Origin of the sequence: Burkholderia sp. NRF60-BP8, from assembly GCF_001522585.2 — a bacterium.
Lineage (GTDB): Bacteria > Pseudomonadota > Gammaproteobacteria > Burkholderiales > Burkholderiaceae > Burkholderia.
Genome location: NZ_CP013373.1, coordinates 1,897,068 through 1,922,887 on the forward strand (window position 1 = coordinate 1,897,068; position 25,820 = coordinate 1,922,887).

Annotated in this window: 25 protein-coding genes; 7 read left to right on the forward strand and 18 right to left on the reverse strand. The window is 66.5% G+C overall.

Annotated elements, in window-relative coordinates; all coding sequences use genetic code 11:
* The 3 genes from WS54_RS22175 to WS54_RS22185 all read right to left on the reverse strand — a co-directional run bounded on the left by WS54_RS22175 (window position 1) and on the right by WS54_RS22185 (window position 3,575).
* Window positions 1-999 (reverse strand): phosphotransferase enzyme family protein, encoded by a 999-nt coding sequence (locus WS54_RS22175; RefSeq protein WP_059785929.1) that lies wholly within the window; start codon window positions 997-999, stop codon window positions 1-3.
* Complete coding sequence (locus WS54_RS22180) at window positions 1,000-1,749, reverse strand: FkbM family methyltransferase (RefSeq protein ID WP_034207407.1); 750 nt, start codon at window positions 1,747-1,749, stop codon at window positions 1,000-1,002.
* A 233-nt stretch (window positions 1,750-1,982) separates the two neighbouring features.
* Complete coding sequence (locus tag WS54_RS22185; protein WP_059785932.1) at window positions 1,983-3,575, reverse strand: ABC-F family ATPase; 1,593 nt, start codon at window positions 3,573-3,575, stop codon at window positions 1,983-1,985.
* Window positions 3,576-3,744: 169 nt separating this feature from the next.
* Between WS54_RS22185 and WS54_RS22190 the strand changes: the two genes are divergently transcribed.
* Complete coding sequence (locus WS54_RS22190) at window positions 3,745-4,197, forward strand: lipocalin-like domain-containing protein (RefSeq protein ID WP_034207409.1); 453 nt, start codon at window positions 3,745-3,747, stop codon at window positions 4,195-4,197.
* A 6-nt stretch (window positions 4,198-4,203) separates the two neighbouring features.
* On the opposite strand, the gene WS54_RS22195 is transcribed toward WS54_RS22190, so the two are convergent.
* Complete coding sequence (locus WS54_RS22195) at window positions 4,204-6,501, reverse strand: AsmA family protein (protein WP_059785934.1); 2,298 nt, start codon at window positions 6,499-6,501, stop codon at window positions 4,204-4,206.
* 152 nt (window positions 6,502-6,653) lie between these two features.
* Here WS54_RS22195 and WS54_RS22200 point away from each other — a divergent pair, with 152 nt between their 5' ends.
* Together WS54_RS22200 and WS54_RS22205 are read left to right on the forward strand one after the other, a co-directional pair.
* Window positions 6,654-7,355: an ABC transporter ATP-binding protein gene (locus WS54_RS22200; protein ID WP_059785936.1), complete on the forward strand. Its 702-nt coding sequence runs from the start codon at window positions 6,654-6,656 to the stop codon at window positions 7,353-7,355.
* A complete protein-coding gene (locus tag WS54_RS22205; protein ID WP_059785938.1) occupies window positions 7,352-8,155 on the forward strand; it encodes an ABC transporter permease in 804 nt (267 codons plus the stop codon). Before WS54_RS22200 ends, WS54_RS22205 begins: the two co-directional genes overlap by 4 nt.
* A gap of 260 nt (window positions 8,156-8,415) precedes the next feature.
* On the opposite strand, the gene WS54_RS22210 is transcribed toward WS54_RS22205, so the two are convergent.
* Together WS54_RS22210 and WS54_RS22215 are read right to left on the reverse strand one after the other, a co-directional pair.
* Entirely contained in the window at window positions 8,416-8,967 is a 552-nt protein-coding gene (locus tag WS54_RS22210) for a DUF6013 family protein (RefSeq protein WP_034207915.1), read from the reverse strand.
* 159 nt (window positions 8,968-9,126) lie between these two features.
* Window positions 9,127-10,143, reverse strand: a complete 1,017-nt coding sequence (locus WS54_RS22215; protein ID WP_059785943.1) for a zinc-binding alcohol dehydrogenase family protein — start codon at window positions 10,141-10,143, stop codon at window positions 9,127-9,129.
* A 124-nt stretch (window positions 10,144-10,267) separates the two neighbouring features.
* On the opposite strand from WS54_RS22215, the gene WS54_RS22220 reads away from it, so the two are divergent.
* On the forward strand, window positions 10,268-11,203 hold the full coding sequence (locus WS54_RS22220) for a LysR family transcriptional regulator (RefSeq protein WP_059785944.1): 936 nt from the start codon (window positions 10,268-10,270) through the stop codon (window positions 11,201-11,203).
* A gap of 173 nt (window positions 11,204-11,376) precedes the next feature.
* Entirely contained in the window at window positions 11,377-12,222 is an 846-nt protein-coding gene (serB, locus tag WS54_RS22225; protein ID WP_059498826.1) for a phosphoserine phosphatase SerB, read from the forward strand.
* Window positions 12,223-12,309: 87 nt separating this feature from the next.
* Here serB and WS54_RS22230 read toward each other — a convergent pair whose 3' ends face one another.
* From WS54_RS22230 to rimO, 4 genes are all read right to left on the reverse strand, one after another.
* A complete protein-coding gene (locus tag WS54_RS22230) occupies window positions 12,310-13,491 on the reverse strand; it encodes a cystathionine beta-lyase (RefSeq protein WP_059785947.1) in 1,182 nt (393 codons plus the stop codon).
* 113 nt (window positions 13,492-13,604) lie between these two features.
* Window positions 13,605-14,147, reverse strand: a complete 543-nt coding sequence (locus WS54_RS22235) for a hypothetical protein (RefSeq protein ID WP_059785950.1) — start codon at window positions 14,145-14,147, stop codon at window positions 13,605-13,607.
* Window positions 14,148-14,267: 120 nt separating this feature from the next.
* Window positions 14,268-15,194: a sugar kinase gene (locus tag WS54_RS22240; protein WP_034207417.1), complete on the reverse strand. Its 927-nt coding sequence runs from the start codon at window positions 15,192-15,194 to the stop codon at window positions 14,268-14,270.
* A gap of 3 nt (window positions 15,195-15,197) precedes the next feature.
* Window positions 15,198-16,559, reverse strand: a complete 1,362-nt coding sequence (gene rimO / locus WS54_RS22245) for a 30S ribosomal protein S12 methylthiotransferase RimO (RefSeq protein WP_006497181.1) — start codon at window positions 16,557-16,559, stop codon at window positions 15,198-15,200.
* A gap of 256 nt (window positions 16,560-16,815) precedes the next feature.
* Here rimO and WS54_RS22250 point away from each other — a divergent pair, with 256 nt between their 5' ends.
* On the forward strand, window positions 16,816-17,103 hold the full coding sequence (locus WS54_RS22250) for a hypothetical protein (protein WP_059785952.1): 288 nt from the start codon (window positions 16,816-16,818) through the stop codon (window positions 17,101-17,103).
* Window positions 17,104-17,132: 29 nt separating this feature from the next.
* Here the strand turns inward: WS54_RS22250 and WS54_RS22255 are convergent, their stop codons facing one another.
* Together WS54_RS22255 and WS54_RS22260 are read right to left on the reverse strand one after the other, a co-directional pair.
* Window positions 17,133-17,471 (reverse strand): type II toxin-antitoxin system PemK/MazF family toxin, encoded by a 339-nt coding sequence (locus tag WS54_RS22255; RefSeq protein ID WP_059785955.1) that lies wholly within the window; start codon window positions 17,469-17,471, stop codon window positions 17,133-17,135.
* Between the two features lie 26 nt (window positions 17,472-17,497).
* Window positions 17,498-17,770 (reverse strand): AbrB/MazE/SpoVT family DNA-binding domain-containing protein, encoded by a 273-nt coding sequence (locus WS54_RS22260; protein WP_059785958.1) that lies wholly within the window; start codon window positions 17,768-17,770, stop codon window positions 17,498-17,500.
* Window positions 17,771-18,303: 533 nt separating this feature from the next.
* Here WS54_RS22260 and WS54_RS22265 point away from each other — a divergent pair.
* The gene (locus WS54_RS22265; RefSeq protein ID WP_059498821.1) at window positions 18,304-18,558 is read left to right on the forward strand and encodes a hypothetical protein; all 255 of its coding nucleotides are present in this window, start codon (window positions 18,304-18,306) and stop codon (window positions 18,556-18,558) included.
* Window positions 18,559-18,679: 121 nt separating this feature from the next.
* Here WS54_RS22265 and WS54_RS22270 read toward each other — a convergent pair whose 3' ends face one another.
* The 6 genes from WS54_RS22270 to pgeF form a co-directional block, all read right to left on the reverse strand.
* A complete protein-coding gene (locus tag WS54_RS22270) occupies window positions 18,680-19,804 on the reverse strand; it encodes a lysozyme inhibitor LprI family protein (protein ID WP_236872771.1) in 1,125 nt (374 codons plus the stop codon).
* A gap of 105 nt (window positions 19,805-19,909) precedes the next feature.
* Entirely contained in the window at window positions 19,910-20,476 is a 567-nt protein-coding gene (phaR, locus tag WS54_RS22275) for a polyhydroxyalkanoate synthesis repressor PhaR (RefSeq protein WP_006485265.1), read from the reverse strand.
* Window positions 20,477-20,595: 119 nt separating this feature from the next.
* Window positions 20,596-21,336 carry a 3-ketoacyl-ACP reductase gene (locus WS54_RS22280; RefSeq protein WP_034207422.1) on the reverse strand — a complete coding sequence of 247 codons (741 nt, stop codon included), beginning with the start codon at window positions 21,334-21,336 and terminating at the stop codon, window positions 20,596-20,598.
* A 135-nt stretch (window positions 21,337-21,471) separates the two neighbouring features.
* Complete coding sequence (locus WS54_RS22285; protein ID WP_108041942.1) at window positions 21,472-22,653, reverse strand: acetyl-CoA C-acetyltransferase; 1,182 nt, start codon at window positions 22,651-22,653, stop codon at window positions 21,472-21,474.
* A gap of 99 nt (window positions 22,654-22,752) precedes the next feature.
* Window positions 22,753-24,615 (reverse strand): class I poly(R)-hydroxyalkanoic acid synthase, encoded by a 1,863-nt coding sequence (gene phaC, locus WS54_RS22290; protein WP_059781084.1) that lies wholly within the window; start codon window positions 24,613-24,615, stop codon window positions 22,753-22,755.
* 360 nt (window positions 24,616-24,975) lie between these two features.
* A complete protein-coding gene (gene pgeF, locus WS54_RS22295; protein WP_059781081.1) occupies window positions 24,976-25,815 on the reverse strand; it encodes a peptidoglycan editing factor PgeF in 840 nt (279 codons plus the stop codon).
* Between the last annotated feature and the right edge of the window lie 5 nt (window positions 25,816-25,820).

A 25,820-nucleotide genomic window follows, 5' to 3' on the forward strand; every position in this document is an offset into this window, starting at 1 on the left:
TCAGCTTCCTGCTTCCACGCATCGGAAAAAGAAATCGACCAGATGGTCGCGCGCGTCCACCAACGCCGCCCCCATCGTCACCGCGCCGTTCAGGTGCGACGCGAAGCGCGACGGATCGTCGAGCCAGCCTTGCACGATCCACAGCTTGAGCGCGTGCTGCAAGCATGCGGCGTCGACCGCCCATCCGAGGTTGGCCAGGTTCGGCGGCCGCACGCGCCGATAGGCACGCACGAACGCTGCCGCGAGGTGCGGCGCTTCCAGCGGCAAGTGATTCAGGCATCGCACAAGCTCGTATTCGCGAGGCGCGCCGATCGACGCCTCCCAATCGAGGATCAGCGGCGGCAGCTTGCCCGTGAACAGATAGTTGAACTGGTTGTAGTCGTTGTGGATCGGGTGCTGCGGATCGTCGACCGGAAACGCATCGATGCTGCCCGGATAGTAGCGATCGAGCATGCGCAGCGCGAGATCGACATAGCGGCGCAGGTTCGCGGCGGAATGGACGTTCGCATCGGCTCGACCGAGCGCATCCAGCAGACTGCCGCGTACCGCGTCCGCGTCGATCGCGGTCAGCCGCGCACGGATCGTATCGCGCGACGGCAGATGCAGCGATTCGAGGCTCAGGTGCAACGCGGCCAGACTCGCGCCGAGCGCCTCCCATTCGGTTCGCGAGAACGTATCGTAGGTTTTGAATTGTCCGGCTTCCCAGCGCGTCAGCATCGCGTGCGAATGCTGCCCCGACCACAGCGATGCGCCGGACGTCGTACGCTCCAGCGTCTGCACATGGAAACGCGTATCGCCATGCGTTTCCAGATGCGCGAGGACGGCGGTTTCCTTGACGGCGCGTGCGTGGTGTTCGAGCGCATGGAGCTTGACTGCCACGCCTGCGCCGCCGTCGGTCGGCAGATGCCACACCCGCTCGCTGACCTGCGTCGGCGGGCCGCCGCGACCGAGCCCGTAGGCGTCGCGAATCTGGTCGAAGGTGGCGGCGAGCGAATCCATTCAGATGTGCTCGGCCGGCCCGTGCCGATACGGATGACCGGTCAGGAACGTGTTGTGTCCCACGTAGCGCAGCTTGTACATCGCCGGCCGGAACAACACCGACGGATCGTTGTTCGCGATGCCGAGCAGCGGGTACAGGTCATGCCGCACGAAGAACGCGTTGTTGCCCATGTCGTCGCAGCAGACGAGTTCATAGCCCTTCTGCCTGCCGAGATGAACGAGCGATTCGAGGCTCGCGCCGTAATAGGTCGATCCGTCCCATTCGTGGTCGGGATTGAAGCACATGACCCAGCGCTCGGGCGGCGTGTAGTACGGGTTGTATTCGATCACGACGATGCGCGGCCGGAACGATTGCAGGCCGCGCCACACCCAGTAATCGTTGCCGTCGATGTCGATCGACAGCAGGTCGAAGTCGGTCGGTACGTTCGCGTCGGCGAGCAGTCGGTCAACCGTGTCGGGCTGCACGCGATCGTGATGCAGGCGCACGCGCGCCACGCCCGCGTAGTGCGCGGCAAGCTTGCCGAACCGGTATGCGCTGCCTTCCACGAGTACGCCGGACCAATCCTGCTCGCGCAGCAAGCGCGCGGTATTGCTGTTGCGCAGGCCGTCGCTCGCGCCGATATCGACGCAGAAGCGGTTGGTCGGCGCGATCCGCTCCATCAGACGCGACAGGATGCCCTCCTCGGTGCCCTGCGCGTAGAGGCTGGGCGCAAGGCCGGACAGGTCGAGCGGGAGAGGATGGTCCTGCATCGAGAGCGGCTCCGGGGCGAAATGGGGAATGATGGGCGGTGCTGGATGGGTAATTTACCCGAAGTCGATTGAGCAGAGGAAACCGGAATGCGCGGCGTGGCAGGTTTTGCCGCAGCGGATATGAAAAAGCCCGCATCGACATTGCTGTCGATGCGGGCCTGTCGCGCTGCTGGCGGTTCGCCGGTGCGGTGATTCCTGACCTGGCCCCACGACCGGACGAAACCTCAGGACACTTACTCCTGCCCCTGACTCGCCAGGAACTCCTCGTAATTCCCGCCGAAGTCGAACAGCGTGCCGTCCGTACGCACTTCGATGATCCGGTTCGCCAGCCCGCTCACGAATTCGCGGTCGTGCGATACGAAAATCAGCGTGCCTTCGAACTGCTCGAGCGCGATCTGCAGCGACTCGATCGATTCCATGTCCATGTGGTTGGTCGGCTCGTCCATCAACAGCACGTTGTGGCGGCCGAGCATCAGCTTGCCCCAGATCATGCGGCCCTTCTCGCCGCCCGACAGTACCTTCACCGACTTCTTGATGTCGTCCGACGAGAACAGCAGGCGGCCCAGCGTGCCGCGCACCATCGTTTCGTCGTCGCCGTCCTTGCGGTACTGGTCGATCCAGTCCATCAGCGTGATGTCGTCCGGGAATTCCTCGTACGTGTCCTGCGGCATGTAGCCGACGTTCGCGTTCTCGGCCCACTTCACCGTGCCGTGATCGAGCGGCAGGTTGCCGAGCAGCGCACGCAGCAGCGTCGTCTTGCCCGCGCCGTTCTCGCCGATGATCGCGATGCGCTCGCCCGGCTGCACCGACAGGTTGAAATTCTGGAAGATCGTGCGCTCGTACTTCTTCGTGATCTCTTCGGCGACCACCGCGACGTTGTGCAGCTTCTTCTCGAACTCGAAGCGGATGAACGGGTTCTGCCGCGACGACGGCTTGAATTCCTCGATCTTGATCTTGTCGATCTGCTTCGCGCGGCTGGTGGCCTGGCGCGCCTTCGACTTGTTCGCCGAGAAGCGGCGCACGAAATCCTGCAGTTCGGCCACGCGCTCCTTCGCACGTGCGTTCGCCGCGGCCTGACGCTCGCGCGCCTGGGCCGATGCGAGCATGTAGTCGTCGTAGTTGCCCGGCCAGACCTTCAGCGTGCCGTAGTCCATGTCGGCCATGTGCGTGCACACCGAGTTCAGGAAGTGACGATCGTGCGAAATGATGATCATCGTCGAGTTGTACTCGTTGAGCGTGTGCTCGAGCCAACGGATCGAGTTGATGTCGAGGTTGTTGGTCGGTTCGTCGAGCAGCAGCACGTCCGGCTTCGAAAACAGCGCCTGCGCGAGCAGCACGCGCAGCTTCCAGCCCGGCGCGACGTCGGCCATCGTGCCGTTGTGGAACTTCTCCTCGATACCGATGCCGAGCAGCAGCGCGCCCGCGCGCGCCTCGGCGTCGTAGCCGCCGTATTCGGCGAACTTGCCTTCGAGCTCCGCCGCGTGCATGTAGTCGTCGTCGGTGGCTTCCGGGTTCGCGTAGATCGCGTCGCGCTCGGTCATCGCGGCCCACATCTCGGTGTGGCCCATCATCACGACGTCGAGCACGCGCACGTTTTCGTACGCGAACTGGTCCTGGCGCAGCTTGCCCAGGCGGACGTTCGGCTCCAGCGCGACGTTGCCGGCGCTCGGCTCGAGGTCGCCGCCGAGGATCTTCATGAAGGTCGACTTGCCGCAGCCGTTCGCGCCGATCAGACCGTAGCGGTTGCCCTCGCCGAATTTGACCGAGATATTCTCGAACAAGGGCTTCGGCCCGAATTGCATCGTGATGTTGGCAGTAGAAAGCACGGCAGGTCCCGTTAAGAGAGAAATCGACGGAAAACCGTGTATTTTAGCAGGTGTCGGCGAAACTGCCGACCGCACCGCCCGGCAGCCCATTCCAGGCCCTCCGCCTCGCCGCCCGGCGGCCCATCAACACGACGGCACGCGCCCCACCGCCGTCCTGCCGGAATCCCGCATGCTCGCCAGCCAGCTTCGCGAACGTCTCGTAGGCGCATGGCGCCTCGTCTCCTACGAAATCCGCCCGTGCGACGGCAGCGCGGTCGCCTATCCGCTCGGCCGCGACGTACGCGGCTGGATCCTCTATACACCGGACGGCTACATGTCGGCCCAGCTCATGGCCGCCGGCCGGCCGCGCTACGCCAACGGCGATCTTCAGGGCGGCACCGACGACGAATGCGCGGCCGCCGCGCGCGGCTATATCGCCTACTCCGGCCCCTTTCAGGTCGCCGACGACGGCACGCTGACCCACGCGATGGACGTCAGCCTGTTCCCGAACTGGATCGGCGACGTCCAGCAGCGGGCCGTCATGCTCGACGGCGATCGTCTGCAGCTCGGCACCGTCGCGCCGGTGCGGATCGACGGCCGCGAGGTCGACGCCGTGCTGCTGTGGGCGCGCGCGGGCCGCTGACGCGCATCACTTGCCGGCCTTGCCGGCAGCCTTCTGCGCCGCCTGCGCCTTCATCTGCCCGAACAGTTCCGAGCATGGCACGTCGCGGTTGTTGCTCGGCGCGATCAGCGGAATCAGCGCCGCGAACGGGTTGATCAGCCCGAGCCCGATCATCGCGCCGGCGCGCAGCGCGAGCGCGCCCGCATCGACGCCGACCTTCGGGTTCTTGAACGTGCCCTTCGCATACAACGGCGAGCGCAGCGAGAAGATCCGGAAGCCCTTCGTATGCGGATGGATCTTCAGGTCGAGCGATTCGTCGCGCAGGTTGATCGGGCCGTCGACGTTGATCAGCGCATCGTCGGTATCGAGCGCGAAGACCTTCGGGTCGAGCATGCCGTCGGTCGCCACGAAATCGATCGCCGCGCAATTGATGTTGACGTCGCGGTTGCCGAACAGCTTCTCGTAGACGACGTTCGCGACGTTCAACCCCGCCGCCTCCATCAGCAAGCGGCTGATGCGGCCGTTGGTGATCAGCGCCTTCACTTCGCCGGTCGACGTCGCCGCGAGCGCGGCCGGCGAATTGCCGGTTGCCGACAGCGACGCGTCGCCGTTGATTTCGCCGAGTGCCGTCTGCATCACCTTCTGCGTCGGGAACAGCTGCTTGAGCTTCAGATGCCGTGCGACCAGCTTGAAGCGGCCCTTGAGCGGTGTGCGACTGCCGTCGAGATGCGCGTTCGTCTCGAGCGTGCCGCCCGCGACGCCGAACTGCAGCGGCTCGAACGACAGCACGCCGTCCTGCATCAGAATGTGCGTGTACAGGTTGGTGATCGGCAACTGCGGGCTCTTGATCAGCTTGCGGCCGGTGAACTTCACGTCCGCGTCGATCGCGCTCCAGCGTTCGGTGCGGAACGTCTCCACCGGCAGCACGCGATCGGGCGGCTGGCGCGTCGTGTCGCCGCGCTTGGCCTTGCTCGCGGCCGTATCCGCGCCGATCACCGGCGCGAGATCGGAGAACTGCAGCAGGTTCGACACGAGTTCGCCCGACAGCTTCGGCCGCGGCGCGCGCTGCGCCCAGACGAGCGTGCCGCCGAGGTCGCTGCCGCCGACGCGGCCGTTGAAGTTCTCGTAGCGGAAGGTGCTCGCGTGCGGCTTGAAGTTGCCGATCAAGCGCCCTTCGGTCGCATAAGGCGGCGTATCGGGCAGCGTGATGCCGGTGAGCTGATAAAGGTGCGACATCGACGTGCCCTGCAGCCACAGCCGCAGGTCGAGCGCCGCGAGATGCATCGGGTCGGTCAGCGTGCCGACGATCGCGAGCCGCGTATCGCCGGCCTTCACGTCGGCCTGCAGCGGGAACGGCCGCGACGCATCCTGGATCGCGAGCACGCCGCCGACCTTGCCGGTGCCGCTGATCGGCACGTTCTTGTAACGGCCGTCGACCTTCAGCCCGAAGGCATAGGTCGGGCCGGACGGCTTCGCGGGCGCCGCCGCGCCGCTGGCGCCGGACGCGGCAGCGGCCGCCGACGCGGAAGGCGTGGCAGGCGCGGACGCAGCGGGCAACCCCGACGAACCGGAAGCGGCCGACGCAACGACACTCGCGGCCGACGCGCCCGAGGCCGCGGCCGCGCTCGCCCCCGACGCGGCTTGCGCATCGGCCTTCGCGCCCAGTTGCGCGGCGCCATGCTTGCCCACGCGCTGCGCCGACGCCGCACGCGACGTCTGCTCCTGTTCCTTCAGCACGTCGCCGAGGGGGATCGGCTGGCCGAGCGTATCGATCGCGACGGTCAGATCGGCCTTCGTGATCGCGTCGCGATACGTGACGGTGCCCTTCGCGAACCCGAAGCTGTCGAGCCGCACCTTCCACCGCGAAGGCTGCGACGATTGCTTGAACTGGAAGGTCCACGTATTGCTGCCGTCCGCGCGCCGCTCGAGATCGACGGCCGGATTCACGACGTCGATCGACGGGATGACGATTTCATGCGCAAGCAGCGGCAGGATCGCGAGATCGAAGTGCGCGGCATCGAGCGTAACGAACTTGGGCGCCTTCGCCCAGTCGGGATTGCCGATTTCGAGTTGCGTGGCGGAGAAGCTCGGCCAGGGCACCCATGCGCGCCAGCCGGTTTCGCCATCGGGGCGACGCCAGCCGACCTTGAGGTCGCCGTTGATCGCGAACGGGCGGCCGAGTGCAGCGCTCACCTGTTCGTTGACCCACGGTTTCGCGCGGTTCCAGTCGAACGTGAAGAGAAAGACGCCGGCCGCCGCGATGAGCACCGCGACGATGCCGACGACCCATGCAGCCGATTTGCCGATGGCTCGGGTTAGCGTCATGGCGGTTCCGTTGTTGTTCTGAAGTGTTGCCGCACCGTGCCGGGCCGCTTGCGTGGACGAACGGCGCACGACAACTGCGGCTTTTCGATCGGTATTATGACGCACGACATGACGGCCTTTCGGCGCCATTAACGCTTTTTTTCATTTGTGACATGACCTCCCCCACCGGCCTCATCGACGCGCAGCACATCACGCGGCGCGACGCCAGCAGCGGCAAGACGCTGCTCGCCCCGACCGATTTCAGCCTCGCCGCGGGGTCGCGAATCGCTGTCACCGGCCCCTCCGGGTCGGGCAAGAGCGTGCTGCTGCGCGCTCTCGCGCTACTCGATCCGCTCGACGGCGGCCGCCTCCTGTGGCGCGGCAGCCGGATCCGGCGCAGCGCGATTCCGCGCTACCGGCGCAGTGTCGCCTATGTCCGCCAGCGCCCCGCGCAAATGGACGGCACCGTCGAATCGCAGTTGCGCTATCCGTATTCGCTCGCGATCTATCGCGACGTCGTGTTCGATCGCGCACGCGCCGAAACACTCGCCGCACAGGCCGGCCGCGGCGCCGACTTTCTCGACAAGCGCGCGAGCGACCTGTCCGGCGGCGAGGCGCAGATCGCCGCGCTGCTGCGCGTGCTGCAGCTCGATCCCGACGTGCTGCTGCTCGACGAGCCAACCTCCGCGCTCGATCCCGAATCGGCACGCGCGATCGAAGCGCTCGTCGGCGCGTGGTTCGACGCCGCGCCCGATGTACGCGCATACATGTGGATCTCGCACGATCCGGCCCAGGCCGCGCGGATCGGCACGACACGGCTCGTGATGCAGGCCGGCGTATTGCACGCGGCCAACCCGACGGAGATTGCGCGATGAGCCCGGCACTGCAGGACCTGAGTCTGGTCGACGTCGGCATCGCCGCCGCGCTCGTCGCCGTCAACGGCGCGATCTCGGCGGCGCTGTCGCTCGGCCTCGGCCGCAAGCTCGCGCTCGCGGCGATGCGCACCGTCGTGCAGTTGCTCGCGATCGGCTACGTGCTCGGCTGGGTGTTCGGCCATCCGCACTGGTACGTCGTGCTGCCGCTCACCGCGTTGATGACGCTGATCGCCGGTTTCGCCGGCGCGGGGCGCGGCAAGCGCACGTACCGCGGCCAACGCATCGACAGCATCGCGTCGATCTGGTTCAGCAGCTGGTTCGTCGCGGCGGTCGGCCTGTTCGTCGTGATCCGCATCCATCCGTGGTTCGCGCCGCAATACGCGATCCCGATCCTCGGGATGATTCTCGGCAATACGCTGACGGGCGTCTCGCTCGGCGTCGAGCGGATGATGGAGGAACTCACCGCGCGCCGCGATCGCGTCGAAACCGCGCTCGCGCTGGGTGCGACGCGCTGGGAAGCCGCGCAGGACGCCGCGCGCCAGGCCGTGCGCGCGGGCATGCTGCCGACGCTGAACCAGATGGCGGTGGTCGGCGTCGTGAGCCTGCCGGGGATGATGACGGGCCAGGTGCTGGCCGGCCAGTCGCCGCTACAGGCCGTGCGCTACCAGATCGTGATCATGTTCCTGATCGCCGCCGCGTCCGCGCTCGGCACCGTCGGCGCGGTGCTGATGACCTATCGCCGGCTGTTCTCGGCCGATCACCGCTTTCTCGCGTCCCGGCTCGAAGAGCGCACGCACTGACGCGCGGCGGCAGCCTGCGCATGCGAAGTTTCACCGAAATGTCATGACCGGACGGACAGGATGCGCGCGAGCATGACGTGACATCCGCATCACGTCACACGTCGCCGTTGCACGGTCGCGGCGCCGCGCCGCGAAGCCGGCAACGGATGCATCGCGACGGCGGCACGGCAGACCTGCTCGCGTGCTGGCTGGCTCGTTCCGCCTATCGAACCGGTTGCGCGCGCACCGGACCGGACGAAACGCCGGCCCGCGCGCGTCGCTCAACGCTTGATCGACACCGTCACCTTGGTGCCGTCGCTCATCGTCACGGACTTCGACCCGCCGTTGGTCGGAATCGACACCCACTTCACCTGGCTCACCGACGCGACGTCCGGACACTGCAGCGACTTGCCGCCGGCCGTCACGCTGCGCGTGCCCTTCGGCGCGGCCGCCTGGAAGCTCAACTGCACGTTGGCGACGCCCTTTGCGTCGACCGACGGCGCGAGCCGCACCTGGGTCTGCCGCACCATCGCGCCGTTCGCGTCGCGCGGCAGGTTGTCGGCGTTCGGGCAGCCGTCCGGCATCGCCACGGCACCGCTCGGCGGCACCGACTTCCAGTTGAAATCGTCCGTCTCGCCCGAGCGGATCTTGCGGGTCTCCTGCGTATTGCCGAAGGTCTTCGAGTCGACCTTGACGGTGTATTCGAGCTGTCCCGTACCGCCGCCCTTCAGGCTGCCCTTGACCGGCGGCGCCGCGAATACGCTCGCGCTGACGCACGCCGCCGCGAACACGACCGACCACGATGCGGCGACCGACAAGCTGCGTTGGCTCATGCTGACCTCCTTGTAATGCGGCGGCACGCGCGTGCCGCGCGGTTTTCGATGCATGATGCGCTGCCAGTCTACCGCCAAGCGGGATGCAATGCGCCGCAAACGCATCGGGTGTTACCCCGCTTGCGTTCGCGGCGCCGCAACCTTACGCGTACCGCCGGCTCAGAACCCGCTCAACACGAGCTTGCCGATCGCGCGCCCGCCCTCGAGCATCCGGTGCGCGCGCCGCACGTTCTCGGCATTGATCGTGCCGAGCTGTTCGCCGAGCGTCGTGCGCAGCGTGCCGCCGTCGACGAGCCGCGCCACCTCGCTCAGGATCTTGTGCTGCTCGATCATGTCCGGCGTCTCGAACATCGCACGCGTGAACATGAATTCCCAGTGAAACGCGGCGCTCTTCGCCTTCAGCAATTCGACCGGCACCGGCTTCGCGTTCTCGACGATCGTGCAAATACCGCCCTGCGGCCGGATGACTTCCGCAGCGGCCGGGAAATGATGGTCGGTATCGTTGAAGATCAGCGCGTAGTCGACGCTCGGATGGCCGATCTCGCGCAATTGCGCCGGCAGATCGCCGAAATGGTCGACCACCGCATCCGCGCCCAGCGCGCGCACCCAGTCGGCCGACGCCGGCCGCGACGCAGTCGCGATCACGTGCAGCTTGCCGAGCGTCTTCGCGAGCTGGATTGCAATCGAGCCCACGCCGCCCGCGCCGCCGATGATCAGCACCGACTTGCCCGCGTCCGCGCCCTGCGGCGACACGCGCAACCGGTCGAACAGCGCTTCCCATGCGGTCAGCGCGGTGAGCGGCAGCGCGGCCGCCGCCGCGAAGTCGAGCGTGCGCGGCTTCAGCGCGGCGATCCGCTCGTCGACCGCGTGGAATTCGCTGTTCGCGCCGGGCCGCGTGATGCTGCCCGCGTAGAACACTTCGTCGCCGGGCCGGAACAGCGTGACGTCGGCGCCGACCGCGACGACCGTGCCGGCCGCATCCCAGCCGAGCACGCGCGGCGTCTCCTCGATCTGCGGCTTCGGCGCACGCACCTTGGTGTCGACCGGGTTCACGGAAATCGCCTCGACCTTCACGAGCACATCCCGCGGGCCCGGCACGGGCTGCGGCAGTTCGACGTCGAGCAACGCTTGCGGGTCGTCGATCGGCAGATAACGGGTCAATCCAACGGCTTTCATCTCGATACTCCTTTCAGGAAATCCGGCAGGCTGCGGCGCAACCTCCATGCGTGCCATCGTAGGCAACCCGATCATTCGAGAAAACCGCTATATTTCCTGAAACATTTTCAGGAATTTCAGAATAATGACGTCCGCTCCTGTTTCGGCGCCCGACAAGCCGCTCGACCTGCTCGACGTCGCGCTGTTCGTGCGCGCGGCACTGCTCGCGAACGTCAGCGCGGCCGGGCGCGAATTCGGCGTGTCGGCAGCGGTCGCGAGCGCACGCATCGCGCAGCTCGAACGCCAGCTCGGCGCGCGGTTGCTGCATCGCACCACGCGCCGCATCAGCCTCACGCAGGACGGCGAAATCTTCATGGCGCGCGCCGACGCGCTGCTCGCGGCCGCCGACGCCGCCCGCGCGTCGGTCGGCCGCGGTCGCAGCGAGCCGTACGGGCGGCTGAAGGTGTCGATGTCGTCGTCGTTCGGCCGCCAGCACGTCGCGCCGGTGATTCCGGCGTTCCTGCGCCGCTATCCGTCCGTGTCGCTCGATCTGCGGCTGTCCGACGAGATCGTCGATCTGGTCGACGACGGCTACGACGTCGCGATCCGCCTCGGTGCGCTGAAGGATTCGACGCTCGTCGCCCGCAAGCTCGCCGTCAACCGCCGCGTGCTGTGCTGCTCGCCCGCCTATCTCGCCGAACACGGCACGCCGCGCCATCCGGCCGACCTGACGCAGCACGAATGCGTGATCCTCGGCGACCAGCGCGACTGGTCGTTCGCGACGCCGCAAGGCCCGCTCACGGTGCGGGTCGGCGGCCGGCTCGTCGCGAGCAACGGCGAGGCGATCCGCGAAGCGCTCGTCGACGGCTTCGGCATCGCGATCAAGTCGACCTGGGACGTCGGCCCGCTGCTCGCGAGCGGCGCGCTCGTCACCGTGCTCGACGACTATCCGTTCGCGGAGGACGTCGCGATCTGGGCCGTCTACCCGAGCCGCGCGCACGTGCCGCTGAAAACCCTCGCGTTCATCGCGTTCCTGGCCGAGCATTTCGGCGATCCGCCGTACTGGGATCGCGCAAACTGATGACCGCCGCCGCACCGCGCACGGTTTCGCTCCGGCGCCGGCCGCCATGCACGGCCAAACGGCTACAATGGCGCGTTCGCGACGCAATGGCCTGCAGCCGCACGAGGCCCGCGTCCGCAGGCGGCCGCCCGTGGGCCGCGCACGTCATTCATTCGTCTTTCCAACCACTCGTCATGACCCACAATCTCGTCATCCAGAGTCTTGCGCCGCTGTCGGACGCCCATCACAAACCGCTGCTCGCGCTCTCGCGCGGCACCCGCATCGTGCAGACCGACGATCACGCGTTGCGCGTCGAAAACGCGAGCCCGGCGCAGCGCCTCGACATCGACGCGTACTGCGGCACGCATGCGCTCGACTTCGGGTTCGTCGAGGCCGGCCTCACGCTCGGCGATTTCGGGCTCGCGGTGATGGACATGGATTCGACGCTGATCACGATCGAATGCATCGACGAGATCGCCGATTTCTGCGGGCTGAAGACGCAGGTCGCGGAGATCACCGAAGCGTCGATGCGCGGCGAGATCCGCGATTTCAACGAAAGCCTCACGCGCCGCGTCGCGCTGCTGGCCGGGCTCGACGCGCACGCACTCGAGCGCGTGTACGAAGAACGGCTGCAACTGTCGCCTGGCGCCGAGACGATGCTGGCCGGCGTGAAGGCCGCCGGCATGAAGACGCTGCTCGTGTCGGGCGGCTTCACGTTCTTCACCGAGCGGCTGAAGGCGCGCCTCGGCATCGACTACGCGCATGCGAACACACTCGAGATCGTCGACGGCAAGCTCACCGGCAAGGTGCTCGGCGAGATCGTCAACGCCGACGTGAAGGCGCGCCTGCTGCGCGAGACGTGCGCGTCGCTCGGCCTCGAGCCGCGCCGCGCGATCGCGATGGGCGACGGCTCGAACGATCTGAAGATGATGGCCGAAGCCGGGCTGTCGGTCGCGTTCCACGCGAAGCCCGTCGTGCGCGACGCGGCGACGGTCGCGTTCGACCATGTCGGCCTCGACGGGCTGCTGCGACTGTTCTGATCCAGCCGCACCGTCAATGAAAAACGCCGGCGCGACAGGGTATCGCGCCGGCGTTTCGTTTGTGTGCCGGACGTTGCCGGCCGGCGATCAGCCGAGCGCGGCCTGCATCGCGCGCTCGATGTCCGCGCGCAAATCGGCTTCGTCTTCCAGACCGACGTAGAAACGCACCAGCGTGCCGCGATGCGGCCAGTCCGGACGCATCGACGCGACGTCGTAAGGCATCGCGAGGCTGCACGCGCCGCCCCAGCTCCAGCCGATCGCGAACAGCTCGAGCGACTCGACGAAACGGTCGACCTGCTCCGCACTGTAGCGTGCGTCGAACACCACCGAGAACAGCCCGCCCGCGCCGGTGAAATCGCGCATGAACGACGCGTGCCCCGGGCAGTCGGCGATCTGCGGATGCAGCACCGCCGCAATCTCCGGCCGCGCCTTCAGCCATTGCGCGAGCGCGAGCGCGCTCTTGCCGTGCGCGTCGAAGCGCAGCTGCATGCTCGGCAGGCTGCGCAGCACGAGCGAGCAATCGTCGACCGACACGCCGATCCCGCAGCGCATCCGCGCGAGCTTCAGCTTCGCATGCAGTTCCGCGTTCGCGGTGATCGTCGCGCCCATCAGCACGTCGCTGCCGCCCGACTGGTACTTGGTCAGCGCCTGCACCGAGATGTCGACGCCGTGCGCGAACGGCTTGAACGCGAGGCCCGCGGAAAAGGTGTTGTCGATCGCGGTGACGATGCCGCGCGCCTTCGCGGCCGCCGTGATCGCCTGCACGTCGGGCACTTCCATCGTCACCGAGCCGGGCGCCTCGATCCAGATCAGCCGCGTGTTCGGCTGGATCAGCGCCGCGATGCCGGCGCCGATCAACGGATCGTAAAAACGCGCGGTGATGCCGAAATCGTTCGCCAGCCACTTGCCGAAATCGGCGTTCGGGCCGTACACGTTGTGCGGAATCAGCACGTCGTCGCCCGCTTTCACGATCCCGAAGTAGACGTTCATGATCGCCGCGAGACCCGACGGCTGCAGCAGCGCGTGCGTGCCGCCCTCGATCTCGGCCAGCCGCTGCGCGAGCGCGAGCGACGTCGGCGTCGCGTGCAGCCCGTAGCGCCACTGGTTGTCGTCGTGCCAGACCAGCGCGCGCATCGTCGCGAGATCGGGGAACACGACCGTCGACGCGCGCGCGACCGGCGGCACGAACGAACGGAAGCCTTCCGGAATGGCGTCGTCGGGTTGAACGATGCGGGTTTGCAGCGCGCGCTTGGGAGTGGATGCGGTCATGACTGGAGGCCGGGCACGAGGCCGTTCGGTTGCGGAATATGTCGCTAGAGTAGCCAAAATCGGCGCACTTGGCCCGGTACAGTGCGCGCCGCGCACGCCGAGCCAGCGCCCGTTCAGTCGTCGGTTCGCAGGTTGACGACGCCGCCCACCGTCTCGATTTCGCGCACGCGGCCGTCGCGCACCTGCAGCGCCGCGCGCTTGCCCGGCGCCAAACGCAGCACGACCGGCTGCGGATCCGATTCGTCCGAATTCATCCGGTCCGCCTTCAGGTCGCCCGCCGCGTCGAAACGGCCGATCCACACGCCGGTGATGTTCGTGCCGTCGTTCGACTCCTCGATCTCGAGCGTATCGCCGTCGCGGTCGCCCGCGAGCAGCACGACCTCGCCCGTGTCGGCGAACTGGTATTCGCCGTGCACGCCTTCCTCGTCCGTCTTGGGGCCGAGATGCACGACGATCGGCCGGTCGCCGAGCGTGCCTTCGTAGCGCGGCAGGCGGGCGAACTCGGGATTCGGCTTCAGCGGCCGCGCCGGCGCCGGTTCATCCTGCTGCACGCCGGGTGCAACCGCCTGCGCTTCGACCGCCGCCGGCATCGCGATGCCCGCTGCCAGCGCACCCGCGACGACGAGCGCCCGTTGCCATTCCGAATATCGACCCACCTCGTGTTGCTCCTTGCTTCAGATTCGCCCGTCGATCGCGGGACCGTGCCGGGTCGAAACCCGGCTCTTGCGTCGCCGCGCCAGCCTGCGCCGCGACTGCGTCGGCGTGCGCGTTTCGCGTCAGCCCTGCATCAGGCTTTCCACCGCAGCGCGGTGCGGAATCGGCGCGACCGCGCCGTAGCCGGTCGTCGACAGCGCCGCCGCCGCGTTCGCATAACGCGCGGCCGCGAACGGATCGTCGCCCGCGACGATCCGCGCGACGAACGCGCCGCCGAAGCAGTCGCCCGCGCCGGTCGCGTCGACGGCCTCGACCGCGAAGCCCGGCACGACGCGCCGCTCATGCGGCGTCGCGACATACGCGCCTTCCTTGCCGAGCTTCAGCGCGACGACCTGCGGCCCGTGCTCGAGCATCGCGTCGACGATCGCGTCGCGATCGTTCGCGCCCGTGAGCGCCGTCACGTCGTCCCAGCTCGGCAGACAGATGTCCGTCTGGCGCAGCGCCTCGCGCATCACCGCACGGGCACGCGGCAGCGGCCACAGCTTCAGGCGCAGGTTCGTGTCGAAGCTGACCTTCGCGCCGTGGCGACGCGCATGGTCGATCGCCGCGAATGCCGCATCGCACGGGGCCGTGCCGATCGCAAGACTGATGCCCGACAAGTGCACGGCCTTCGCGGCCGCGAGCGCGTCGAGCGGCAGGTCGCCCGTCGCATAGCGGCTCGCAGCCGACCCCGCGCGCAGATAGTCGAACTGATGGCCGTCGATGCCGTGCGTGACGAAATACACGCCGGTCGGCGCCGTGCGGTCGATGCGCACGTACGTCGTGTCGACCTGCTCCGCCGCCCACATGTCGGCCAGCAGCCGGCCGAACGGATCGTCGCCGATCGCCGACACGAAGCCCGTCGACGCGCCCTGGCGCGCCGCCGCGATGCAGAAGTTCGACGTGTCGCCGCCGAAGCCCTGCAGGAATTCGGGACGCCCCGGCTGCGACTGGTTGAATTCGATCATCGCCTCGCCGAGCGCGAGGATCTCCGGAAACGCAGCGGCCATCGCTTACACCTCGCCCCACAGATCGTGGCCGTCGGCGCCCGTGATCTTCACGGACACGAAATCGCCGACCTTGTAGCGCTTCGATGCCTTCGCCGCCGGCTCGACATAGACGACGCCGTCGATTTCCGGCGCATCGGCCGCCGTACGGCCGATGCCGCCTTCTTCGCCGACTTCGTCGATCAGCACCTTGAGCGTCTTGCCGACCTTGCGCTGCATGCGGTTCGCCGATACTTCCTCGGCCACTTCCATGAAGCGCGCGCGACGCTCCTCCCGGACCTCGTCCGGCAACGCGCCGTCCAGGTCGTTCGCGGTCGCGCCTTCGACCGGCGAATACGCGAAACAGCCGACGCGATCGAGTTCCGCTTCGCGCACGAAGTCGAGCAGCGTTTCGAACTGCTCTTCCGTCTCGCCGGGGAAGCCCGCGATGAACGTGCTGCGGATCGTCAGGTCCGGGCAGATCTCGCGCCACTTCTGCACGCGCTCGAGCACCTTCTCGGCGTTCGCCGGACGCTTCATGCGCTTCAGCACTTCCGGGTGCGCGTGCTGGAACGGCACGTCGAGATACGGCAGCACGTGGCCCTTGAACGGACCTTCGGCCATCAGCGGAATCACTTCGTCGACGCTCGGATACGGATATACGTAGTGCAGGCGCACCCACGCGCCGTACTGCGCGGCGAGTTCGCCGAGCGCGGCGACCAGGTCGGTCATGCGCGTCTTGATCGGCTTGCCGTTCCAGAAGCCCGTGCGGTACTTCACGTCGACGCCGTAAGCGCTCGTGTCCTGCGAGATCACGAGCAGTTCCTTCACGCCCGACTTGAACAGGTTCTCGGCTTCCAGCATCACTTCGGCGACCGGGCGCGACACGAGGTCGCCGCGCATCGACGGGATGATGCAGAACGTGCAACGGTGGTTGCAGCCTTCGGAGATCTTCAGGTATGCATAGTGACGCGGCGTGAGCTTGATGCCGGCCGCGGGTACGAGATCGACGAACGGGTCGTGCGGCTTCGGCAGGTGCGAATGCACGGCCTGCATCACTTCGCCCACCGCGTGCGGGCCGGTGACGGCGAGCACCTTCGGGTGGACTTCCTCGATCAGGTTCGAGCCGCTGGCGCTCGACTTCGCGCCGAGGCAGCCGGTGACGATCACCTTGCCGTTCTCGGTCAGCGCTTCGCCGATCGCGTCGAGGCTTTCCTGCACGGCTTCGTCGATGAAGCCGCAGGTGTTCACGACGACGAGGTCGGCGCCGTCGTAGGTGCCGGAGATTTCATAACCTTCGGCGCGCAGTTGCGTGATGATTTGTTCGGAATCGACGAGCGCTTTCGGGCACCCGAGGGATACGAACCCTACTTTGGGGGATTGGGACATCTGGAATGTGGGGGCGTGGCGGCAAAAGCGTGAGTTTACAGCGATTTAGGGGCGGCGAGCCAAAATGAGCGACCGGCGGTAGCGTTGATCGACAGCTCGGGTACGCTGCCCGGTGGGCGGCCGACAACCAGATGGGGCTTGATGCGTCCCTATCACACGATCTCTGGAACGGCCTCAACGCCGCGCATGGCTATGACTGGGACACGAACCCGTGGGTATGGGTCGTCGAATTTAAACGAGTGGGAGGGACGTCGGAATGACGAAGAAACAATCGAAACAAGAAAGCCCGACGGCCGACACGCAGATTGCAGCAGCGATCGCGAGCACGATCAGCGCCGTCAGCTCTCAAGGGCTCAGCATCGTGACGCCGGACGGAAATCCCGCAACCCTCGCCGTCATCGATCAGAATGGCAAGATCATCGGGGCCAGCCCGAGCGTGATGCGCGCGGTACGGGACGTCGCAACCCGTTCGTCTCGCAATTTCCTGATCGGCGACGGTCACCTTCGCGTCCTGACGCAGCCGCCCAGCACGAGGGGCAAATAAAAACGGCGCCTCGTGGCGCCGTTGTAGTGCTACAGGTCGAGAAACGTTCGAACCGCGTATCTGATCGCTTCCATTTCTTCGTCAGTTGCTCGCTCGCCCTCGAACTGAAACTCGCGTGCTTTGAACGACAGATTCACGATCTGATCGACGAGCGCAACGCCAGGCCGTGCGAGACTCGAAATCGGAACCTCCGATTCCCATCCCCGTACAGTCGAGGTGATCGGCAAGCCGACAAACCTCCCCGTCAACTCATTGATATCGACCGGCGTGATGACGACCACGGCACGATACCCGTCCTGCTCGTTGCCCTTGCTCGGCCCGATATACAGCCTAACGACATCCCCTGCTTCCGGAACTCCGTTGTGCATCTTGTTCCCGTCCTTCTGGTTCCGCGTCAGGCCTGCTCGTCCGGTCCCCCGAACTCACTGCCCTGCGGTTCGCCGAAGTCGATGATCGGATGCGGCTCGAGCTTCGCCTCGCGAAGCTGCTGCAAATAGCGTTCGCGAGAAAAGCGCTTGATTGCACTGTGGGGACGAATCTCCACCTTGCCATCGACCACACGAATATCCACTTCTTGCCCCTCGGCGAACGCCACCTCTTGCGCGACGTTTGCCGGGATACGCACCGCAAGGCTATTCCCCCAACGCTTGAGCGTTTGAATAGCCATACATCCATCCCCTCAAAGGGTCAGAGGCGGAGAAGGTTTTCGTGCCACTCTTGCGGCATCCGAACTGCTTTCCGCCCCCTCGCGTGCAATACCATCAGTGTTATGTATCAACAATGTCGATACGCACTCAGAATAGTCGTTCCCTGCGCACGTGTCAACATTGTTGATACATCAAGAACGCTATAGATTCACCATCCTTTGGGCACTCAAGGGATACGAACCTATTACGTCGGACTGGGAGCGCGTAACGTGTTCCCGCGTGCTCCTGCGCGCGACCGGGTCAGTCGGCGTCAACCGACTCCGCGCGGGTTGCCGAAGGGCTCGACGGATCGAGCCGAGTCGAGCCACTGCGGGCTCAAGCGCGACTCGCTCGGATCCCGAACACCCGATCGCGCTGCCGGGAAAGAAACGCCCGCGCACCCGAGAACCGACGCCACTGCCCCGCCCCTTCGAGCAAGAATCGCCCCGAATTAGAGCAGCCGCTATGCGAAAATGCGGCATCCGCTCTCTCCAATCGACCCAACGGGGCCCGCATGACCACCCACATCACGATCGAATTCACCGAGCACGCCGCAGAAGCCATCGGCGAGCAGACCAGCACCAGCTTTTCCTACGATCAAGGCGCGCACGTGCCGCAACCGGGCGATTTCGTCGAACTCGATAACTCGCGCCAGACGTTTCTCGTGATCGGTCGCGTGTTTTCGCTCAAAGCGAACTACAGTGCCGTCAAGCTCGTGCTCGACCTTCCTCCGTCGGACGACGATCAGGATTTCGGTTCGGCACACTGAGCAACGACGGAACGCGCCGCGGTCATCCGTACCGATGACCCTGCGCGCCGGTCCACGGCGCCGCAGCACCCAGCCCGTCGATTCGCTTGGCGGGCCGTGCTCGAACTCGGAACGCCGCGCGTCAGTGCGCATCCGGAAACACCGGCGCCTTCAGACACCGATCGAACCACGCGGCATCGCCGCCCTCCCCGAGCGGCCACAATTCGGCGTCGAGCTGCGGCAGGCCGGCCACCGGCGCCGGCGTACGGTTCTCGCCACCGGACGCCGCGGCCCGCACCCACCCCGCCTGCGCGCTGCCGCTGTCGCATGCATGCGTGCCCTGCGCTTCGCAGAACGCCACCGGATGCACCTTCCCGCCGTCGGCCGCGCTCACCAGGCGGTACTGATAGACCGCACCGGTCGCCCAGTCCTCGCTCTGACTGCACACCCGCGCATGATGTTGCACATGAATCGCGCCGAAACACGCATAGGAAACATGCGCGCCGCTCGCATCGTCGGGGATGAAATCGCAATTGGCATCGAAGCCGGCCAGCGGGCCGCCGCTGTATTTCGCGAGCCACTGCCGCTCGGCCAGTGCGCGCGCGATCAGCCCTTCACCCGACCGGTCGGCCAGCACGGCGGTGCGCCGATCGAAGGCCTTGCGCACTTCGTCGGCTGCCAGTCGATGGCCGTCGTAATCGGTATCGAGTCGTTTGTTGCGCGCGTCGAGCCAGCGGCGCTGGCTGCGCACCAGCATGTCGCGGACGGCGGTGTCCGGCGCGGCCTGTAGCGCGCCCGCATAGGCCGCATTCATCCGCGCATCGGCCGCGCGCAACGCGGGGCTCGCGCAAATGCGCTTCTCGATCGGCTGGGCGGCTTTCGCGCAATCCATCGCAAAGCCCGGCACGGCCAGGCCGACACCCATCATGAACATCGCAGCAAGACCGGCCAGCCTGCCGGTCGATGCCGTTCGAATCCCTCGCATGCTCTCTCTCAGTCGGTTTGTTTTTCTCGGCCGCCCGCATGATGCGGCATCGGGCCTCTCGCCATGCGCGGGAACCGCTAGCGCATTTCGCGCATCGCTGTGCAGCGGCCGCTTATGGTACGCCAGGCAAGCGTTCGCGCGGGCACGGTGCGACCCGGCTTTCGTTCGTATGGACGGGATCTCGATCGACTGGACGACGACGATGTCCGCGCCTGCCGGGCACGGGCATTCGGTGCCGACGATCCTGGACGACCGTCGGCGCTCTCTTCCGGCAAGCGGCAACCGCGCATCGCCGTACCCGAATGCACGACAGCGACCGGCCGCCCCGCTTCGCGGCGCCGACGCCCGACGGCTCGCGCCGCCCCGGGCCGGCTTGCCGCGATGCCGTTACTTCTTTTCGGGCTCCGATGCGCCGGGCTGCTTGAACGGAAACGTGCTGAACATCGACTTCGCCTGGTTCTGCATCTGCTCCTGCATCTGCACGAACATGTTCTTCGACTGCTCGATGTAGCTCGTCATCATCCCTTGCATCATCGGCGCCTGCATGTTCATGAACTGCGACCAGACTTCCGGATTCATCGCGTTACCTTCGTAGAGGTTCTTCGATTGATCCGCGAGCTTGTTCTGGATGTCGATGAATGCCTGGATGTTCTTTTCCAGGTACGTGCCCATCATGCCCTGCATCGCATGACCGTAGAAACGGATGATCTGCGACAGCATCGACGACGAGAACATCGGTACGCCACCGCTCTCCTCCTCGAGGATGATCTGCAGGAGGATGCTGCGCGTCAGGTCTTCGTTGGATTTCGCGTCGACGACCTTGAAATCCTCCTGCTCGAGCACGAGCTGCTTCACGTCCGTGAGCGTAATGTACGTGCTTGTCTCGGTATCGTAGAGCCGGCGGTTCGGGTACTTCTTGATGAGCCGTTCGGCCGTCTTCTTTGTAGTAGTCATGTAACGCCTTTGAGTGCAGCGTAGCGCAAGTGACGAATCCCCGCCGCCCGAATCCGGGAGGCGGGGGCCTTCGGAAAACGCCCGGCTGCGCAGCCATCCTGCCCGCGCAGCCCGGACGCTCAGCCCATGTGCAGGCCGCCGTTCAGCGAGAAATCGGCGCCCGTCGCGAAACCCGAATCGTTCGATGCGAGCCACGCGACGATCGAGCCGATTTCCTCGGGCGCGCCGAGACGCCGCACCGGAATCGTCGCGACGATCTTCTCGAGCACGTCCGGACGGATCGCCTTTACCATGTCGGTGCCGATGTAGCCGGGCGACACGGTATTGACCGTCACGCCCTTCGTCGCGACTTCCTGTGCGAGCGCCATCGTGAAGCCGTGAATGCCGGCCTTCGCGGTCGAGTAGTTGGTCTGGCCGAATTGCCCTTTCTGGCCGTTCACCGACGAAATGTTGATGATACGGCCCCAGCCACGTTCGACCATCCCGTCGATCACCTGCTTCGTCACGTTGAACAGGCTCGTCAGGTTGGTGTCGATCACGGCCGTCCAGTCTTCATGCGTCATCTTGCGGAACACGACGTCGCGCGTGATGCCCGCGTTGTTGACCAGCACGTCGATCTCGCCGACTTCCGCCTTGACCTTGTCGAACGCTTCCTTGGTCGAGTCCCAGTCGCCGACGTTGCCTTCCGACGCGATGAAGTCGTACCCGAGCGCCTTCTGGTCCTCGAGCCATTTCACCCGGCGCGGCGAGTTCGGGCCACACCCTGCGACCACCTTGAAGCCGTCTTTCGACAGGCGCTGGCAGATGCTGGTGCCGATGCCGCCCATCCCGCCCGTTACGTACGCAATTCGCTGAGACATAAATCTCACTCCATTTTTTGGTTTCGAGAGCTGCCGGAGGCCCCCTCTGACTTCACGTGACGCCGGCCGAAGCTGCAATCAGCCGGCGCACGGATCCGGTTCGCCGATGGCGAACGGCCGGTTACGAACGACCGATCACGGACGCTCGACCGCGAGCGCAACGCCCATCCCGCCGCCGATGCACAGCGACGCCAGCCCGCGCTTCGCATCGCGCTTGACCATCTCGTGCAGCAGCGTCACCAGGATCCGGCAGCCCGACGCACCGATCGGGTGGCCGATCGCGATCGCGCCGCCGTTCACGTTCACCTTCGACGTGTCCCAGCCCATCTGCTTGTGCACCGCCAGCGCCTGCGCCGCGAACGCTTCGTTGATCTCCATCAGGTCCAGGTCGCCCGGCGTCCAGCCCGCGCGCTCCAGCGCACGGCGCGACGCCGGCACCGGGCCCATGCCCATCACGCTCGGATCCACGCCCGCGTTCGCGTACGCCTTGATCCGCGCGAGCGGCGTCAGGCCCAGCGCCGCCGCCTTCTGCGCCGACATCACCAGCACCGCCGCCGCGCCGTCGTTCAGCCCCGACGCGTTCGCCGCCGTCACCGTGCCGTCCTTCGAGAACGCCGGCTTCAGCCCGGCCAGCGACTCCGCCGTCACGCCGTGACGCACGAACTCGTCGGTCGCGAACTGCAGCGGCTCGCCCTTGCGTTGCGGAATCGACACCGGCACGATCTCGTCGTCGAAGCGACCGGCCTTCTGCGCGGCTTCCGCCTTGTTCTGCGACAGCGCCGCGAACGCGTCCTGCGCTTCGCGCGTGATCCCGTATTCCTTCGCGACGTTCTCCGCCGTGATGCCCATGTGGTACTGGTTGTACACGTCCCACAGCCCGTCGACGATCATCGTGTCGACCAGCTTCGCGTCGCCCATCCGGAACCCGTCGCGCGAGCCCGGCAGCACGTGCGGCGCCGCGCTCATGTTCTCCTGGCCGCCCGCGACCACGATGTCCGCGTCGCCCGCGACGATCGCGTTCGCCGCCAGCATCACGGCCTTCAGGCCCGAGCCGCACACCTTGTTGATCGTCATCCCCGGCACGGCGCTCGGCAGCCCCGCCTTGATCAGCGACTGCCGCGCCGGGTTCTGCCCGGAGCCGGCCGTCAGCACCTGGCCCATGATCACTTCGCTGACCTGCTCGGGCTTCACGCCCGCACGCTCCAGCACTGCGCGGATCACCGTCGCGCCCAATTCCGGCGCCGCAATCTTCGCCAGCGAGCCGCCGAATTTGCCGACCGCGGTCCGCGCGGCCGATACGATCACTACATCCGTCATTTCCCTTTCCTCCAGGCCCGCACGACACGGCGCGTCGTTACCGGCCCCGTTAAAAAAACTGTGGTGCGCCGGACAGCGTGCGCCGCTGTCCGGCTTTCGTCAATCGCGCTGCAACACGTAGCGCCCGGGCGCCGGCTCGATCGCCGGGAATTGTGCGGAACCCGGCTGGGCCGGCGGCGCGACCTTGCGGCCGCCGTACGCGTCGAGCCACTCGACCCATGTCGTCCACCAGCTTCCGGGCTGCTCGGTCGCCGCGGCGAACCAGTCGTCCGCGGATTCGGGCAAGTCGTCGTTGATCCAGTAGCTGCGCTTCTTCTTCGCCGGCGGGTTGATCACGCCCGCGATGTGCCCCGACGCGCCGAGCACGAACTTCAGCGGGCCCGACAGGATCGACGTCGATGCGTAGGCCGTCTGCCACGGCACGATGTGATCCTCGCGCGAACCGTAGATGAAGGTCGGCACGTCGATCAGCGACAGGTCGACCGGTTCGCCGCATACGGTCAGCGCACCCGGCTCGCGCAGCTTGTTTTCGAGATAGGTATGGCGCAGGTACCACGCGTACATCGGCCCCGGCAGGCTCGTCGAATCGCTGTTCCAGTACAGCAGGTCGAACGGCGCGGGCGTGCGGCCCTTCAGATAGTTGTCGACGACGTAGTTCCACACGAGATCGTTCGGCCGCAGGAACGAGAACGTATTTGCGAACTCGACGCCGCGCATCAGCCCCGGTTGCGTACCGTTCTTGCCGCCGATGGTCTGCTCGCGCATCTGCACATGCGCCTCGTCGACGAACACGTCGAGGATGCCCGTATCGGTGAAGTCGAGCATCGCGGTGAGCAGCGTCATCGACGCGGCCGGATGTTCGCCGCGCGCGGCGAGCACCGCGAGCGCGGTCGCGAGCATCGTGCCGCCGACGCAGAAGCCGAGCGTGTTGATCTGCTCGCGGCCGCTGATCTGCTGCACGGCGTCGATCGCCGCGAGCAGCCCTTCGTTCATGTAGTCGTCCCACGTCTTGTGCGCGACCGATGCATCCGCATTGCGCCACGACACGAGGAATACCTGATGACCGTTCGACAGCGCGTGCGCGACGAGCGAATTCTCGGGTTGCAGGTCGAGGATGTAGAACTTGTTGATGCACGGCGGGACGATCAGCAGCGGCCGCTCGAACACCTTGTCCGTCTTCGGCGTGTACTGGATCAGCTGGATCAGGTCGTTCTCGTACACGACCGCGCCCTCGGTGCACCCGAGGTTCTTGCCGACCACGAACTGCGATTCGTCGGTCTGCGAAATCTTGCCGCGCTGCAGGTCGCCGAGCAGGTTCATCATCCCCTGCCGCAGGCTTTCGCCATGCGTTTCGAGGATCGATTTCTGGGCGTCGGGATTGAGTGCGAGGAAGTTGCTCGGCGCGGCGGCGGCCGTCCATTGCTGAACCGTGAAGCGGATGCGCTCGCGCGTCTTCGGATCGGTCTGAAGCGCGTCGGCCAGCTCCTGCAGATAGCGCGCGTTGAGCAGATACCACGCGGCCGCGAACGCATGCGCGGGCGATGCCTTCCACGCGTCGCCGCTGAAGCGGCGGTCTTTCAACTCCGGCGACTCGAGCTTCGCGGCGGCCGCCTGCTGCATCAACGTCATGCAGTCGCGCGCGTAGTCGGCCTGCAAGGCCTGGAGCCGTTCGGGCGGAATCGCGGCAACCGGCAGTTTCAGGCCCGCGAACGGCGACGCCATCGCGCCGAGATCGGGCATCGACGGCATCTGGAACGGAAACGACGTCGGGAACTGGAATGTCGCGAACGGGTTGACGGAGGCCGATGCCGTCGCGGCGCGCGCCGGATCGGCAAAACTACGCCACGCGTTCAACCACGACTCGAACATCTGCTGCATCGGCTGAGCGGCCGGATCGAACCCGGTACTGCCCGCGGAAGTGCCCGCATGAGCGGACGTCGACGAATTTTTCGATGCTGTCATTACCTGCCTTACCGGTGATTCGTGAGCGTCAATCGTGAAATCCTGCTCGCGCGCGGCGTGCCGGCTGCGAGCCGGGCCGTCATGCTCTGGAGAGGCGTCTCCAGATTCTGCCGCAGTGCGGTATTTTTATCATTATCGTTTTCCCCATGTGAAGCGCCCGGTCAAACCACTGAACATTTCGATACGGAGATAATCCGCGCACGACAGACGGGACAAGGGTTCCGGCGAAACATAAAATATTTTGCTTGACTTGACGTCGGGATTTTTCATTCAGTCGCGCATGCAACGCCGCATTGCCGCCTCAATATCGAGATAACCCGATTTCGCGACGCAACAAAACCGGCGCGCATGCACATGCGATCAATCGGCCAGCCAGATTGCCGCGGCCATGCGGCCCGTCACGCGGTCGCGCCGATACGAATAGAAGCGCGCGCGCTCGGCGACCGTGCAAGCCGTCCCGCCGCTCACGTGCACCACGCCCGCACGCACGAGCCGCAGGCGCGCGAGCGCGTAGAGATCGGCAAGGAACTTGCCGGGCGCGCCGTCCACCGCGACGAACGCACGACGGGTTTCATCATGCTCCGACTGCGGAGCCGTGTCGAGAAACGCGTCGCGCACGTCGGCGCCGACCTCGAACGCCTGCGGACCGATCGCCGGCCCGAGATAGGCATGCAGCGTGTCCGCCGCGCCGCCCGCGAGCGCCGCGACGCGCGCAGCCGTCTGCTCGACGATGCCGGCCGCGAGCCCGCGCCAGCCCGCATGCGCGGCGCCGACCGCGCGGCCCTGCGCGTCGCACAGCAGCACGGGCAGGCAATCGGCCACCATCACCACGCAGACGGCGCCGGCCCGATCCGTGACGCTCGCGTCGGCCTGCACCGGCGCCGTGGCGGCGGCCGCCGCGGCGATCACCTCGTCCGCCCGCACGATCTGCGCGCCGTGAACCTGCTCGAGCCATGCGGCGCCCGACTGGCCCGCGAGGGCGAGCACGCGCGCGCGATTGATGGCGACATGATCGGGATCGTCACCCGTATGCAGGCCGAGATTCATCCCGCCCGCCAATGCCGCCCCATCCTGCCAGCGCCCGTACGGGCCTTCGCTCACGCCGCCGTCGCGCGTCGTGATCAGCGCGCGCACGCGCGGCGACACGCGCCAGTCGGGCTGCACGCAGTCCTGCCACGTCAACGGCGCCAGATTCGTCATCGGCA

Coding starts and splice junctions, on each gene's coding strand:
- phaC (WP_059781084.1), bottom strand. CDS start 24,615: ATGACAGCATCGAAAAATTCGTCGACGTCCGCTCATGCGGGCACTTCC.
- WS54_RS22240 (WP_034207417.1), bottom strand. CDS start 15,194: ATGGCCGCTGCGTTTCCGGAGATCCTCGCGCTCGGCGAGGCGATGATC.
- WS54_RS22280 (WP_034207422.1), bottom strand. CDS start 21,336: ATGTCTCAGCGAATTGCGTACGTAACGGGCGGGATGGGCGGCATCGGC.
- WS54_RS22265 (WP_059498821.1), top strand. CDS start 18,304: ATGACCACCCACATCACGATCGAATTCACCGAGCACGCCGCAGAAGCC.
- WS54_RS22175 (WP_059785929.1), bottom strand. CDS start 999: ATGGATTCGCTCGCCGCCACCTTCGACCAGATTCGCGACGCCTACGGG.
- WS54_RS22230 (WP_059785947.1), bottom strand. CDS start 13,491: ATGACCGCATCCACTCCCAAGCGCGCGCTGCAAACCCGCATCGTTCAA.
- WS54_RS22210 (WP_034207915.1), bottom strand. CDS start 8,967: ATGAGCCAACGCAGCTTGTCGGTCGCCGCATCGTGGTCGGTCGTGTTC.
- WS54_RS22255 (WP_059785955.1), bottom strand. CDS start 17,471: ATGCACAACGGAGTTCCGGAAGCAGGGGATGTCGTTAGGCTGTATATC.
- WS54_RS22190 (WP_034207409.1), top strand. CDS start 3,745: ATGCTCGCCAGCCAGCTTCGCGAACGTCTCGTAGGCGCATGGCGCCTC.
- rimO (WP_006497181.1), bottom strand. CDS start 16,559: ATGTCCCAATCCCCCAAAGTAGGGTTCGTATCCCTCGGGTGCCCGAAA.
- WS54_RS22220 (WP_059785944.1), top strand. CDS start 10,268: ATGACGTCCGCTCCTGTTTCGGCGCCCGACAAGCCGCTCGACCTGCTC.
- pgeF (WP_059781081.1), bottom strand. CDS start 25,815: ATGACGAATCTGGCGCCGTTGACGTGGCAGGACTGCGTGCAGCCCGAC.
- serB (WP_059498826.1), top strand. CDS start 11,377: ATGACCCACAATCTCGTCATCCAGAGTCTTGCGCCGCTGTCGGACGCC.
- WS54_RS22250 (WP_059785952.1), top strand. CDS start 16,816: ATGACGAAGAAACAATCGAAACAAGAAAGCCCGACGGCCGACACGCAG.
- WS54_RS22285 (WP_108041942.1), bottom strand. CDS start 22,653: ATGACGGATGTAGTGATCGTATCGGCCGCGCGGACCGCGGTCGGCAAA.
- WS54_RS22215 (WP_059785943.1), bottom strand. CDS start 10,143: ATGAAAGCCGTTGGATTGACCCGTTATCTGCCGATCGACGACCCGCAA.
- WS54_RS22180 (WP_034207407.1), bottom strand. CDS start 1,749: ATGCAGGACCATCCTCTCCCGCTCGACCTGTCCGGCCTTGCGCCCAGC.
- WS54_RS22260 (WP_059785958.1), bottom strand. CDS start 17,770: ATGGCTATTCAAACGCTCAAGCGTTGGGGGAATAGCCTTGCGGTGCGT.
- WS54_RS22195 (WP_059785934.1), bottom strand. CDS start 6,501: ATGACGCTAACCCGAGCCATCGGCAAATCGGCTGCATGGGTCGTCGGC.
- WS54_RS22200 (WP_059785936.1), top strand. CDS start 6,654: ATGACCTCCCCCACCGGCCTCATCGACGCGCAGCACATCACGCGGCGC.
- phaR (WP_006485265.1), bottom strand. CDS start 20,476: ATGACTACTACAAAGAAGACGGCCGAACGGCTCATCAAGAAGTACCCG.
- WS54_RS22205 (WP_059785938.1), top strand. CDS start 7,352: ATGAGCCCGGCACTGCAGGACCTGAGTCTGGTCGACGTCGGCATCGCC.